Raw genomic sequence first — 13,799 nt, 5'->3', positions numbered from 1 at the left:
AAAATTTAATTTAGTTAAAACGCGTAACTAATGCTTACATTAAATGAACGACCCTGCCCAGCAAGTTGTTCAAACCCGTTGCTGCTATCTTGTTTAAGTGCTGCAATACTTACGCCGCCTAGTGGGAGTTGGTAGTACTCATCAAACACGTTACTCACTTCTGCGCTTAGCGTTAATGAATCCCATGTGGCTTTAGAGCTTAAATTAACCAAGCTGTAGCTGTCTGTTTGGTTTTCAAAACGATTATTATCTACACGGGTTTTAGTATCTACCCACTGCCAAGATAACGCATTTTCAAATCGACCCATTTGCTGGCTAATACCTAGCTGGGTTTGCAGTGGTTTAATTTGATAAAGCGGCTGGTTAGTATCGTCGCGCTTACCTCTCGTATTAGTAACATTAGCGTGTAACTGCCAGTTACCTAAATCCTTAGATTCATAAATGTTGGCTGTTAAATCTATTTTTGCACCATATAAAATGGCATCTACATTAGTAAACTGCAAAATGTTACGCGCTGTGTTGTCCAAGTCATAACTATTGAAGCTTCTTACAATATCAGCATCAATATAATCATTCACATCTGTATACCAAACATTGGTGCTTAAACGCCAACCATCATCTTTAGCCTGCTTAATATAAGTAGCACTTAAAGTATGCGCTGTTTCAACGTCTAAATCAGGGTTACCAATATAGCCATTACCATCGCCATACCAACCAATCATGGTGGTTGCCATATTGCTTACCCCCCAGCTGTATCGCTCGTATAAATTAGGTGCGCGGTTTTTACGGGCAAGACCAAATTGCAGCTCATCATAATTTGTTATTTGGTAGTTAATTAAAAAGTTAGCATCAACTATAGTGTCGGTTTTATCTCTGTCGCCAGCATTAAAGTTCTGTGCAGCAATAGTGTTATCTGTAGACATATCGCTCATGGTCATAGTTTCCATACTATCCATGTCGCTCATATCGTCCATATCCGTCATACTCATGCTCATACCATCGTTGTAAGATTGAACCTCTCCAGCTTGGGTATTAATACTTTCAATACGTAGGCCTGCGTTTAACCATAACTTGGTATTTATTTGGCTCTCAAATTCAGCCAATACCGCTATGCGCTCTCGTTTGCCATTATTTATATTTACGTAATCGTTTGGTCCCATCATGGTTGAGCCTTCAATACCTGGCCACCAATCATCAATGCGGTAATTGTAATATTCTTGAGCGAGTAAAATACTGCTGCTTTTATTAAGCGCGATACGCCATTTAAGCTGCGTACTTATATCTTGTGCATCGGTTTTCATTCGCATCATGCCTGTTTTTTCTTCACTGAAAAAACCCATTTCGTGCTTTACGCTATGCCAGTTAACTTGCCCTTCAAGCTCGCTGTTATCAAAAGAGCGTTTGTATTTAGCTATTGCACCGTAACTGGTGTTATCGGTCATATCCATATACTGATTTGCAAATCCTTGATACGGGATTTTTTGATGTGTTAGCTTTATAACTAATTGCTGTTTATCATCGCGCATAGCTGCGGTTAAACTATGATTTTGTGCTCGATACAATGTATCTAATGCTACATCGCCGTTACCGTCTTCATAACTATCTGCGTCACTAAACGACCCCTGATAATTAAGGCTAAACGTGTCACTTGCTAAACGTGCACCAACGCCAAGTTTACGCCCGTTATCAACGCTACTGTACTTTGCTGACACATAGCCTGAGTGCCAATCTAATTCATTGCTATCGCTATACTGTGGTGAAATAGAATTAACGCTTATTACGCCAGCAATATTATCGCCGCCCGCGCTCACTGGCGACACGCCTGCAACCACATTGTAAGACGTAATTTGATTAGCCGAGATATACGAAAGTGGCGGGTTCATATGATTAGCGCATGCAGCGGTTACATCTGCGCCATCAATTAACACTTTAACTCTGTCGCCCATTAAACCATTTAAAATAGGGAGGTTAGATACGCCGCCTGCAGCTGAAAAGTCGACACCTAAATCACTTAATATCGATTCTGAGGAACCAAGTGCTAAATGCTTATTTTGAGCATGTCCGTGTACTTCAATTACTTCTAAAGACGTATCGTCGGCAAACGCAAAAGGAGATAGCACACCGCTAATAAAAAGTGCGACAGGGGAAAGTAAGTAAGTTTTTTGAGTTTTGCTTTTATAAAACATTGTTAATTTATGCCACTGTAATAATTGGCGTAATTATAGTGTGAACTACAAAAGCAAAAGCGCGACATATTGTCGCACTTTATCAATTTAAAATGTTGTTAGGTGTGTTTAATTTAAAAGGTCATATAATAAATTAAGTATTTAACTCAGCTACTGTTTGAGAAACAATATCAGCCCCTCGCTCAATCTCTTTAATAACTTCAGATACATTCGCAATAAGCTCTCGGCCTTGCTCTGAAGAGTCTGAAACCGACGTAATTTGCCTTGATATATCATTAGTAAGCTCTTGGTTATTTTTAACAACGGTCGCTATTTCATTAGTTGAACTACTCGTACTGGCTGCAAGTTGCCTTACTTCGTCAGCTACTACAGCAAAACCTCGACCGTATTCACCAGCACGTGCAGCTTCAATAGCAGCATTGAGTGCAAGTAAATTAGTTTGATCAGCAATGCTGCTAATTGTAGAAACAATGGAGCCTATTACAGCTGATTGTTCATTAAGGTTTTTAATTAAATCAACTGACTTAAGAACTTGGCTTACAATGGCATCGGAGTTTGCAACAGAACTTTGTAATATTTCAGAACCTTTTTTAGCTGTTTGCGCTGTAGCTACCGCCGATTCATACGCGATTGCAGCGGCTTCAGTCACTGCATTATTATTGTGTATACGATCAGTAATATTTGATGCAAACTTAATTATTTTAATTACATTACCTTTGCTATCTAATATTGGGTTATAAGTAGCTTCTAGCCAAATTTCTGAACCGTCGGCGGCAATACGTTTAAATTTTCCTGACTTAAACTGCCCCTGCGCTAATTCATTCCAAAAGTGTGGGTTTTTCTCATAAAACACTTCAGTACAAAACATTTTATGATGTTTGCCTACAATATCTTTTAAGCTGTAGCCTACTGTTGCTAAAAAGTTTTGATTTGCGCTTAAAATATTACCTTGTGGGGTAAACTCTATTGCAGCTAATGCTTTATCGAGTGCGTTTGCAATAGCTTCTTGCGCTTTTCTTTGTATATAACTGGTCGTAATATCAGAGGCTATTTTAATAACTTTAGTTACTACGCCGCGCTCTTCTACAGGAAAATAAGTTGCCTCAAGCCAAAGCTTATCGCCATTAGCTTTGTATCTTAAAAAAGAGCCTGCTTTAGACTTTCCTGCTTTTAAAGCTTGCCAAAACTGGCTGTATTCGTCTGATTTTGCATATTCAGGCTCGCAAAACATGCGATGATGCTTACCAATTATTTGCTCTTTTGTGTATCCAATTGTTGTTAAAAACAATTGGTTTGCGTCTAATATTATTCCTTCAGGTGTAAATTCAATATAAGCCACATGCTTGTTAATTGCAGACAAGATAGACTCTTTTTGAATTAATTGAAGTTCCAGTTCTTCAATTTTTGCGTTCTTTTGGGAAATACCAAACATATAAAAACCTTAAGGAGTTAATTAGTACAAACATTAGCAAATTAATGTGATATCAACATGTAACTGTACTGTAAATATAAGCTCTAAATAACCTTTCGGCGAATATTTAACACCTTATAGATGCATGCTTTATAAATAGTTTTTTTATTTTATGAATTTTAAGTAGTATTTTCTTCTAATTAACATTTTAAAAACCTAACAAAAACACTAATTTATGCATGACTCTGTACTTTTTTTAACTTAAAATAGCACTCTCACAGACTACCCTCTCACACCAAAATTTAAGCATACATATAATATTTTCTATTCAGAATTTATTGTGCTGTTTCACTTTTAAAATTAAATCTTAAGGGATCATCTATGACATCAGATGTAACGTCGGCATCTAGTCAACTTAACAGAACCGCTATTTTACTCGTATTAGCGCTAGGCACATTTATTTTAGGATTATCTGAGTTTTCGATGATGCCTATGCTGCCACTTATTAGCGAAACATTTGGCTCAACGCCCTCGCAAAGTGGTTACGCAATTAGTGCTTACGCCATTGGTGTTGTAGTTGGCGCCCCTATTTTAATGCTCACTACAGCTAATATGAGAAAGCGCAAAGCATTGCTCATTTTTATAAGTTTAATGTTTATCTCAAACGGGTTAAGCGCGATGGCAACATCGCTTGAGCAGCTTGTAATATTTAGATTTTTAAGTGGCTTACCTCATGGTGCATATTTTGGTGCTGCTATTTTATTAGCATCAGATATTGCCCCAAAAGGTAAGCGTGCTAGCTTTATGTCTAAGGTGTTTATGGGTTTAACTGTGGCTACTATTGTTGGCGTGCCTATAGTTACACTTGTAGGTCAAAATTTAAGTTGGCGTTATTGTTTAGCTGGCGCTGCAGTACTGGCCTTTATTGCTTTTGTTTTTGTTTATAAAGTAGTGCCTAATATCGATAACGCTAAGCCTTCTAACTTACTAAACGAGTTTGGCGTACTTAAAAATAAACTGGTTTGGTCTATTTTGGGTATTGTAATTATTGGCTTTGGCGGAGTGTTTTGTATTTATACTTACATTGCCGACACCATATTAGTGGTAACAAAAACAGCCCCGTATACTATTTCTATCGCAATGGTAATGTTTGGTATCGGTTGTACACTCGGTAACTATGTACTGGGTAAAGCTGCCGATAAATCAGCAATTAAAACGACTGGCCTTGCGCTTGTATGTACTATTGTATTTGCCTTTGCTTATGTAACTGCAAGCCATAATATTTGGGCTCTTTACGCGGTGATCTTCTTTATTGGTTGCAGTGTGGGCTTGGCTACGCTGATTCAAACGCTTTTAATGGACGTTGCGCCCGAAGGCCACGCTATGATTGGTGCCTTAGTACAGTGCGCATTTAATACTGCTAATGCTATAGGTCCTTGGGTTGGCGGAATTGCAATAGCGCAAGGTGCTGCACCTAATCAAACAGGTTACGTAGCAGCTGCATTGTTTTTAGGTGGTTTGGGTATGTGGCTATTAAGTTACTTACAACTAAACAAACAGCAACCAACAGCGCAAGCAGCTAATTAGCTGAGTCCTGGTTAATTTAAAATACAAAAAGAGCCGCTAATTAGCGGCTCTTTTTAGGTAAAATTAAGCGCTTAGCGATGCCATATCAATAACAAAACGGTATCGTACGTCAGATTTTTCCATACGCTCGTATGCCGTGTTAATTTCGTCAATGTTGATCATTTCGCACTCAGGTAGCACGTTATTTTCACCACAAAAGTCGAGCATTTGTTGCGTCTGTGCAATACCACCAATAAGTGAGCCTGCAATACGACGGCGACCCATTAATAATGGCACCGTGCTTAGCTCATCCACTGGACCAACTTGGCCAACAATAACTAATGTACCATCTACATCAAGTAGCGGTGTGTAAATAGATAAATCATGTTTTACAGGAACTGTATCTATAATGACGTCAAAGGCTGATTGCGAGTCTTTCATTTCGTCATCATTAGATGACACTAAATAGTGCTGAGCGCCTAATTTAACCGCATCATCTTTTTTAGACTCACTACGGCCAATTACCGTAACGCTTGCACCCATTGCAACTGCATTTTTAACGGCCATGTGACCAAGTCCACCTAAACCAACAACACCAACACGGCTACCTTTTTTTACGCCCCACTTATGAAGTGGCGAATACGTAGTAATACCTGCACAAAGTAGCGGTGCAACGCGTGAAAGGTCTAAATTTTCTGGTACAGAAAGTACAAATTCTTCGCGTACAACAACATGCTTAGAATATCCACCTTGGGTCATTTCACCACTAACGCGGTCTTTGCCTGCGTAAGTACCAACCATGCCTTCGCGGCAAAATTGCTCTTCGTCGTTATCACATTGATCGCAACTTTGGCACGAATCAACCATACAACCCACAGCAACTGTGTCGCCTTGCTTATATTTTTTAACGTCGCTACCTACCGACATAACTTTACCAACAATTTCGTGCCCTGGTACTAGCGGGTAGTCACTGCCACCCCAATCATTTCGTACGGCGTGTAAATCTGAATGGCACACACCACAGTATAAAATTTCAATTTCTACATCGTTATTTCGTAAATCGCGGCGCTCAAAAGAAAATTCTGTAAGTTCAGAACCTTGGCTTTTTGCTGCATATCCTACTGTTTTCATAATAACTCCATAGTGGTTAAAAATTTAAATCATCAACAGCATAGTCCATAGCCCGTGAATAGAACCTGACAATATAAAATAGGCACAAAAAAAAGCCCAAACAGTGTTTGGGCTCAATCATTAGTACTAGGGCGCTAAATTTAATTATTTTGCAAGTAAGCTGTTTAGTTCATTAATAATTGAATGAATGCGCTCTGCATTTTTTCCTAAATCACTACGCCCTACTCGCGACTTACTACGAATATCAACAAAACGTTGGCTGCCTTCATCTTTAATACGAATTACCACATCGTCTTTAAAACCAAACCATGTGGTTGTATCAGTAGCTTCTACAATACCTGTAGCCGTGTTTGCACTTACCACTGCAAAGCCAAGATTTTTAACTGCTTGTTCGCTTGCTGCCATCAAATCGGCTTTAGATTGTGCAAAGCTTAACGTTGCCAGTTCAGGGTATGCTTTGCGTTGCTGTACTGCCGTTTCTTCACCCGCGTACTCTACTGGGTTTGGTGCTTCAGCACGTAGTGGTGCAATTGCTACAAATTTTGGTGGGTTAACTAAATCTGTTGAAATATCATGAATTGCCGGTACGCTTTTAGCTTTGTTCATCATATTAAGTGGCATAGCAATAGCCACAACCGAAAACACAAGCGCAATAACACCACTGCTTAGCGTTAACGTTTTACGCATAAATAACGCTTGTACTATAAGTAGCACCAATGCAGCGCCACCAGCGTAAACACCAAATTTAAAACCAGCAAACGCAGTTCCTAGCTCTACAATACCAAATTTATACAAAGGCCCTGGCAGTATGACGAGTAAAAAGGCGATTAGACTAACTAAGCTCACTAAAACTTTCATTTTATGATTCCTATATTGTGTGATTTTTATTATTAAAACAATTAAGCACTATTAACCAGTAGCTTATACTACTAACAAGTGCTTTTAGATTACTATTAGCGACTAATTACACAAAAAAGTCCAATGTTGTGTGATCAAAGTTACTCAAGTTTGGGAAAATATCAACAAGCTCAGAGCTTGGCACACCAAACCACTGAGCCAGTGTGGCAAAGTACTGCTCATTAGCAACACTTGGAATTAAACGCCCGCCACCGGTATCTTGTGGGCCATCCAAATGTTGAGTTAATAGCTCGCCATATATATTGCCGCCTTTTACTGCGCCGCCCATTACTATTTGGTTCCCTGCCCAACCATGATCAGTGCCATCGCCATTTGAGGTCAACGTGCGACCAAAATCAGACATAGTAAACGTAGTCACTTTATCAGCCATATCAAGCTCTTTCATCGCACTATCAAATTCATTTAACCCTTGAGCTAACGTATTTAATAAAGCAGGGTGCGTTGTTAATTGGTTGTCGTGGGTATCATACCCCCCCATAGAAACAAAAAACACTTGGCGCTGAGTACTCAACTTTGCCTGTACGCTAATTGTTTTAGCAACTGCTGCAAATTGCTCACTAAGGCTATTATCGCTAAATGGGGTAATAAGTGCAGGCGCGCTTTCTAACGCGCTGTTCATTGCTTGAGTGTTATTTATCGCACTTGTTAAGCCATTGGCATAAGCTGTACTTAACGGATGGCTCGTATTGCTTAGTAAGCGGTTCATAATAGCGGTTACGTGCTCGCTACGAGGTTGATACCCTCCAAACGCGTTAATACTACTAATGCCGCTTTTGTTAAGCGCAAATGCATTGCTAGCACTTCCCGTTTGCCATAAATTAGTACCGTCGAGTGATACATTAGCTGCAAACTCATCTTGTAACTCTAAACGCTCTAAAAGTCGTGCGCCCCACCCGCTATTAAGTGATTGTTTTTCTCGACCATACATCCACGCAGCTTGCTGATCGTTATGCGAAAACAAATGCTTAGGCAAACCTATTGTTTTATTTTTATAGTCATTCAATGTTGTGGGAGCGAGTAAAGTACCTACCCCACCTATAAATGCTAAATTTTGGGATTCAAACACATTTTGTATCGGTTCAAGTGAAGGGTGAATACCGACTCCACCGGCAAACTGGCTTTTAATGCTTAGCTCAAGTGGGCTCTCTACCGCTAGGTTTTGCCTGCTTTGCTCGTACAAACTCCGTTGCTCGCCTTCAAGCGGAACGAGCATATTTAACGAATCATTCCCCCCGTATAAATACACACACACTAATGCTTTGTAATCACCTAGCTCAACGGCATTAGTCGCTCCAGTTAATGCTTGTAATTGCAGGCTCGTTAACGCGGCAGCCGATACGCTGCCTTTTACACATAACGACAAAAACTCTCTTCTATTAATGCTCATTATGCGCTCCTAATACTGCACGTTAAATTCAGGTGAAATAGCAATCATATATAATAAATACGAAACCCGTTCACGGTATTGCTCTTCATTAAAGTAGGCATCTAAATCAAGTAATGCTTGGCGTGTGTCACTGCTCATTGCGCCTGCAAAATATAGCGTGTTGTACTGAGTTAATAGCGCGCTAACACCGTTTTTCTCTAAAACATTCATGTCGTCTTGAATATAAACATAAATACCATTTGAATTTAAATCACTGCGTGCTTCAGCGGTACTCCACACTAAACTTGCGTAAAGCGCATTCATGGTGCCAATCAGTGTCGCATCGTTTGCTATTTGTAACTCTGGCGCAACAATACCTTCATTTCGCAAAGCTGCGGTTTGATAATCAGGCCTAAAAAAGTTAAATACCGAAGCCGACTGCATGGGTCCTTGCCCGTAGCTATTTATTAAATTCCATGTTTTATAGTAACCAGCCAAAGATTTAGCATCGAGATTTCGCCAAAACTGTACGGTTTTTAAAATAGGCTCTTTAATTTTACCTTGATAGTTAAGCACTGAGCCAAAGTGGCGAGCTTCATCATCTAAATATATAGCCTTTACTACAGCCGCTAAATCGCCGCGTACACCGGCGCCATTATCAATAAATATATTAGCTACTCGTTCAACGTATTGGGGAGTTGGATTTGACGTAATTAATCGCTGAATAAGCTGCTTAGTAATAAATGGCGCAACATTTTGATGATTAAATAAATTATCGAGCGCTATTTGCAATGACTCTTCTGCTGTATAACCTTGTGGTATAACCTCGCCATTTAGTAAGGTTTTTTGTTTACTAGAATGGTACTCGTCAAATGCTTCCATTGGCTTAATATAGTCACGACTTTTACGCTTAAATGTTTCACTATCGGCAAACGTCCAACCAGTAAATACGCGTGCAAAACCCTCTATTTCGACCTGTCCGTAAGTAGCAATAGTATTACCTTGTGCATCAAGCTTGGCGCTGCCATCTAGGTTTAGCTCTTCAAGGCCAATAGTAAATAACTGCATTACTTCACGTGCGTAATTTTCGTCTGGGCGAATATTAAGTGTATCGTCTGCTTTTTCGTTACCCAAATGGCTTAAGTAAGTTCCCATAATAGGCGAAAGCGTGACATCTTCGAGTAAGTCACGATAATTACCAAAGGCATGCTTTAGTAGCAAATCGTAATAAGTGATCATGCCCTCAGGTTGCCCTCTTAAGGCACTGTTTTCATCCGACACTACTAATATTTCACTTAACGCAAATGCAACACGTTGACGAAGTTGATCGTCACTTTGCATTACTGCCTTCCACCATGCGTCTATGCGGCTTATGTATTTAAAGTCGTCATCGTCATTTAACTTTACTAAATAATCACGGTGATAATTAATAGGTAGCGCTATTTGCTTATCAAGCCATTGCTGCTCGCTTAATCCTTGTGCGTTTTGTATTTCACTAAGCTTAGGTCCCATTGTTGCTTGGTGTAGTAACCGTGCGGCGCTAATGTCATCCATATTATTACGTGCAGTAAAGCTTAGCGTTTTTACACTGCTTGCCCCTTCGTTATCGGTTGCTGTGACCGAAAAAGCGTAATCAACAGGCTTATAACTTTGCGCATTTAGCAGTGTTACTGAAGTAGTTGTTGCCTCTAAAGGCCCACTAATTAGTTCAGGCCCTTGCGTTTGTTGCCACACAACAGATGTAATAGTGCCGTCTTTGTCACTGGCTATTGCTGTTAGCTCAATTGTTTGGCCTTTACTTAATTCACTAGGAATATCAGCGACTGACAAAATGGGGATTTTATTTCCGTTAACGGTTGGCGTATCATCGGAGCCTGAACCACCGCAAGCGCATAGTATAAAAACCGAGCTTGCGATAAGAGCAAATTTATAATGCATGTAAAGTCGTCATCATTTGTTAATTAAAGTACGTTAGTGTGTACCGAGTTTAATGCATTTATTGAAACACAAAATTTACAATTTAACTCTTTATTTTTTGTAACCGAATCATGAACGCCCCATTAATAATGCGCTAGCAGCTGGGGTAAACAGCCAGAGCTTTATTATTTATGAAAACAGAAATTCGCTATTGTTTTGAATCATCACAAGTTGCTAACCGGTTTTTACACGAGCTCAAAGACTGGCCGGTTAACGATGTAAAAACACGACTTTTTAATGGCGGCGATAGTGTAAAAGTGACATACGAATACGACGAAAGTGGTTTTGATTACACTTGCGCCGAACTTGACGACCTAGCACAGAGCCATGGCGGGAAAGAGGTTTGAGCGTTTAATAATAAAAAACAGCTGATGCATCTTTAATAATTGACTTAAATTATATAGATTTGATTGATGTTTTATCTCTACCTGAGTTTTTCGCTTCGTAGAGCATTATGTCGGCTTCTTTAATTAGTGATTGAATAGACACATTATTACCACTTAAGGTTTCTTTTGTAGCAAATACACACCCAGCACTAATTGTTAAATATTTACGTACAGGCGACGCTTCATGAGGTAAATTTAACTCCCGAACCGCCAAAAGCAATTGCTGAGATATATTTACAAACTCTTCATAAGAAAGCTCTTTAAAGAATAATATGAACTCTTCGCCGCCATAGCGCGCAACTGTTCCTGTGTTTTGCTTTGCCATTTTTTGTAATTTACCAGCTAGGAGCTGTAAAGCGTTGTCTCCGCCTTGGTGACCATAAAAATCGTTATAATTTTTAAAGTGATCTACATCAAGTAATATTACTCCAAAGGCATTTTGTTGCTGTTGAGCCTGCTCCCACTGAGCCGCTATAATTTCATCAAAGGCACGCCTGTTGTAAATTTGGGTTAACCCATCAATTTTACTTATTTTTTCGAGCTTAGAATTTTGCTCTTTTACTTGTTTAATTAACGCATTAAAACCGCTAATTAAAACGCGCATTTCTAAAAATTGATTAGTGAACCTCAAAGGCTGTAAATCGTTTTTAACCAACATTGAATTAATAGCGGACGCACCACTAATAAGCGGTTCAATAAAATAACGATTTACAATATAAAAACCTAATAATGACATTACAAAAAACATTAACAAAATAAGCTTTAAATAATGATCAAATAAAACTGGCAGTGTTTGGTGATGGTGCTTAATGTTCAAAGCAAGCAATGGCTTACCATTTACATCTAGAATCACCCTCTTCCTTTGAGTGGCAATGTCCTCTTCTTGGAGGCTCCCTTTAAGCGTCGCAATATCGTTTAAAGAACTACCGTGTGCTATTTGTGTATAGCTAAGCTCCACTTGTGCAATTTCCGCTAAGGATTTGATCAACGACGGTCTTACTTTTTTTATAAAAACAATACTACCAACAGGCTCACCTGTTTTATCTGTTCGCTTTATTACATGCGATGCAAACATAACAGGGCCGCCCGCTGTTTGTAAAAAACCAGAATGGCTTAAACTATTGTCGTCATTAGCAGCTTTTGGATTAGGAATAATTGCGCGGTTTAATTTATTAACCTGTAAATCTAAATCAGGCGCATCAAACTCCGTATGCTTCATATAATCATACGCTTGTCCGTACACCATATTAAAGTTTACATCGTAGATAAACACACCATCAATTTTGAGAGAATAGAAGGTATCCCCTACAAAGTTTGAATCTACATATTCTGCGTCAAAATCTGCCATATAATTATAGGTATCATCCCATACGGCGTAGTCATAATTGAGTGTTTCTAAAAATATAAACTCTTTATCAAGCGCAATTTTAAGACTCAGTAATTCACGATTTTGATAATCTTCAATACTAGTGTTTATAGTCGGCAGGCTAAAAAAATAGCGATACCCAACTAATAAACTTGTTACAAAGCACATTAAAATTAAAGTACCTATTATTACAAAAAATCTTAATGTCATAGTCTCTATCTAATCGTGTAGAATTAAGTCAAAGTAGCTTACGTTTTATGTTTTAGACTTCTGCATCTAAATTATAAATAATTAGCTTCTTACTAAAGCGTAGTATAAATTCATGAGCAGGAATAAACAAAGCTTACTATTAAGTTTTATAGCGTTAAAACTTTAGCACTTTCAATAATATATTTAATATAGACATAAAATCATACCAATTCGCTTAATTAAGTGGTCTATTTTGAGGGCAGAAAAACGTGTTGATAGCTAGGCAAAAAATTCGCTATTTAGTTGTTCTAAATGAGCATTTTTTAACGCAGGTAGCGACACGTTTAGCCCTGCAAAATGATTAAGTATTATTGCGAATTGGTATTACACATTTAATGTAATACAAAAAGCTGGAACTATTTCGCTACCGAAACTTCCACTTTCGATGAAGATGTACTCGCAAGTTCCAGTACTTCATAATAATTTAAGCCATCAATTTTTTTACCAATAATAAAGTAATTCATTTCATTCATCATGGTCGGGTCGCCTAAAACATCTTCTGCGCTTTGCACATCAGAAAATTGAATTGTAATTAAGGCGCCTATAAAGCGCATTACATCTTGAGATTTTAATGTCTTTAAAACTTTATTAACTCCGGCCTGAGTTGACTCAGGTGTAGAACCATCAAATCTAAAATCACTTTTTGTACTAGCGCATGCACTAAGCATTAATATTGATAGTGCGATAAGTAAATGTTTCATATATATCCTTATTTGTTATTTGTGATACTTGCGGATCATCGCCACTTTACCGTTTTCAACTTCTATTACTTCCATCATTGTGGAGGTGTATTCTATTGGCTGCTTACTTTGCGGGTGAATGCCCTTTGCATGACTCTTATAACGAATAGCAAAGCCCGTATCATTAAACACAAATGTATTAAGCAGTGTGCTTTCAAACAACGTGTGTGCACCTAAGTAAAAACTCATACCTTTGCGCATCTGCTTTTTACCATCAGGAATACGTGAGTCATCCGGTTGATACGGAATGTGCTGATTGCCAATATCATCGGTTAACAATGCAAGGTAAGCCTCAAGCTCTTTAGCACCTGCGTTAGGTGCTTGTGTGGCGGTCATTGTTTTATAATACTGCTGCGCAAACGCATTTAAGTCGAGTGGCTTTTCAGCATACGCCGAAAAAGCAGTTACTAAAGCCAAACCTAATGTTAAAAGTAACCTCATTGACTATTCCCTGTAGCTAAAAATATTTTATAGGTACATTACCTTAGCAAGTTCAATAATCA

At 38.6% G+C, this 13,799-nt stretch carries 11 protein-coding genes; 2 read left to right on the top strand and 9 right to left on the bottom strand.

Annotated features, from left to right (window positions below; genetic code table 11):
- Positions 1-14: 14 nt before the first annotated feature.
- The gene (locus tag QMA08_RS15680; RefSeq protein WP_290174891.1) at positions 15-2,186 is read right to left on the bottom strand and encodes a TonB-dependent receptor; all 2,172 of its coding nucleotides are present in this window, start codon (positions 2,184-2,186) and stop codon (positions 15-17) included.
- Positions 2,187-2,319: 133 nt separating this feature from the next.
- The gene (locus tag QMA08_RS15675; RefSeq protein ID WP_290174890.1) at positions 2,320-3,618 is read right to left on the bottom strand and encodes a PAS domain-containing methyl-accepting chemotaxis protein; all 1,299 of its coding nucleotides are present in this window, start codon (positions 3,616-3,618) and stop codon (positions 2,320-2,322) included.
- A gap of 360 nt (positions 3,619-3,978) precedes the next feature.
- Between QMA08_RS15675 and QMA08_RS15670 the strand changes: the two genes are divergently transcribed.
- Positions 3,979-5,184, top strand: a complete 1,206-nt coding sequence (locus QMA08_RS15670) for an MFS transporter (protein WP_039487205.1) — start codon at positions 3,979-3,981, stop codon at positions 5,182-5,184.
- Between the two features lie 63 nt (positions 5,185-5,247).
- On the opposite strand, the gene QMA08_RS15665 is transcribed toward QMA08_RS15670, so the two are convergent.
- The 4 genes from QMA08_RS15665 to QMA08_RS15650 all read right to left on the bottom strand — a co-directional run bounded on the left by QMA08_RS15665 (position 5,248) and on the right by QMA08_RS15650 (position 10,516).
- On the bottom strand, positions 5,248-6,294 hold the full coding sequence (locus QMA08_RS15665; protein WP_290174889.1) for an NAD(P)-dependent alcohol dehydrogenase: 1,047 nt from the start codon (positions 6,292-6,294) through the stop codon (positions 5,248-5,250).
- A 144-nt stretch (positions 6,295-6,438) separates the two neighbouring features.
- Positions 6,439-7,152 (bottom strand): DUF1499 domain-containing protein, encoded by a 714-nt coding sequence (locus QMA08_RS15660; protein ID WP_024596009.1) that lies wholly within the window; start codon positions 7,150-7,152, stop codon positions 6,439-6,441.
- A 106-nt stretch (positions 7,153-7,258) separates the two neighbouring features.
- Entirely contained in the window at positions 7,259-8,599 is a 1,341-nt protein-coding gene (locus tag QMA08_RS15655) for a DUF1501 domain-containing protein (RefSeq protein WP_290174888.1), read from the bottom strand.
- Positions 8,600-8,608: 9 nt separating this feature from the next.
- Positions 8,609-10,516: a DUF1800 family protein gene (locus QMA08_RS15650; RefSeq protein ID WP_290174887.1), complete on the bottom strand. Its 1,908-nt coding sequence runs from the start codon at positions 10,514-10,516 to the stop codon at positions 8,609-8,611.
- Positions 10,517-10,686: 170 nt separating this feature from the next.
- On the opposite strand from QMA08_RS15650, the gene QMA08_RS15645 reads away from it, so the two are divergent.
- Positions 10,687-10,902: a hypothetical protein gene (locus tag QMA08_RS15645; RefSeq protein WP_002958138.1), complete on the top strand. Its 216-nt coding sequence runs from the start codon at positions 10,687-10,689 to the stop codon at positions 10,900-10,902.
- 49 nt (positions 10,903-10,951) lie between these two features.
- Here the strand turns inward: QMA08_RS15645 and QMA08_RS15640 are convergent, their stop codons facing one another.
- The 3 genes from QMA08_RS15640 to QMA08_RS15630 all read right to left on the bottom strand — a co-directional run bounded on the left by QMA08_RS15640 (position 10,952) and on the right by QMA08_RS15630 (position 13,737).
- Entirely contained in the window at positions 10,952-12,517 is a 1,566-nt protein-coding gene (locus QMA08_RS15640) for a diguanylate cyclase (protein WP_234047856.1), read from the bottom strand.
- A gap of 395 nt (positions 12,518-12,912) precedes the next feature.
- Positions 12,913-13,257: a hypothetical protein gene (locus QMA08_RS15635; RefSeq protein ID WP_138489497.1), complete on the bottom strand. Its 345-nt coding sequence runs from the start codon at positions 13,255-13,257 to the stop codon at positions 12,913-12,915.
- A gap of 15 nt (positions 13,258-13,272) precedes the next feature.
- Entirely contained in the window at positions 13,273-13,737 is a 465-nt protein-coding gene (locus QMA08_RS15630) for a nuclear transport factor 2 family protein (protein WP_138489498.1), read from the bottom strand.
- Positions 13,738-13,799 lie beyond the last annotated feature (62 nt).

Origin of the sequence: Pseudoalteromonas sp. APC 3355 (assembly GCF_030407615.1) — a bacterium.
Taxonomy (GTDB): Bacteria; Pseudomonadota; Gammaproteobacteria; order Enterobacterales; family Alteromonadaceae; genus Pseudoalteromonas; species Pseudoalteromonas distincta.
This window is presented reverse-complemented; position numbering and strand designations above follow the sequence as displayed.

Excerpts from the sequence above, each read along its gene's own strand:
- QMA08_RS15680 (WP_290174891.1), bottom strand. The coding sequence starts at position 2,186 with ATGTTTTATAAAAGCAAAACTCAAAAAACTTACTTACTTTCCCCTGTC.
- QMA08_RS15675 (WP_290174890.1), bottom strand. The coding sequence starts at position 3,618 with ATGTTTGGTATTTCCCAAAAGAACGCAAAAATTGAAGAACTGGAACTT.
- QMA08_RS15670 (WP_039487205.1), top strand. The coding sequence starts at position 3,979 with ATGACATCAGATGTAACGTCGGCATCTAGTCAACTTAACAGAACCGCT.
- QMA08_RS15665 (WP_290174889.1), bottom strand. The coding sequence starts at position 6,294 with ATGAAAACAGTAGGATATGCAGCAAAAAGCCAAGGTTCTGAACTTACA.
- QMA08_RS15660 (WP_024596009.1), bottom strand. The coding sequence starts at position 7,152 with ATGAAAGTTTTAGTGAGCTTAGTTAGTCTAATCGCCTTTTTACTCGTC.
- QMA08_RS15655 (WP_290174888.1), bottom strand. The coding sequence starts at position 8,599 with ATGAGCATTAATAGAAGAGAGTTTTTGTCGTTATGTGTAAAAGGCAGC.
- QMA08_RS15650 (WP_290174887.1), bottom strand. The coding sequence starts at position 10,516 with ATGCATTATAAATTTGCTCTTATCGCAAGCTCGGTTTTTATACTATGC.
- QMA08_RS15645 (WP_002958138.1), top strand. The coding sequence starts at position 10,687 with ATGAAAACAGAAATTCGCTATTGTTTTGAATCATCACAAGTTGCTAAC.
- QMA08_RS15640 (WP_234047856.1), bottom strand. The coding sequence starts at position 12,517 with ATGACATTAAGATTTTTTGTAATAATAGGTACTTTAATTTTAATGTGC.
- QMA08_RS15635 (WP_138489497.1), bottom strand. The coding sequence starts at position 13,257 with ATGAAACATTTACTTATCGCACTATCAATATTAATGCTTAGTGCATGC.
- QMA08_RS15630 (WP_138489498.1), bottom strand. The coding sequence starts at position 13,737 with ATGAGGTTACTTTTAACATTAGGTTTGGCTTTAGTAACTGCTTTTTCG.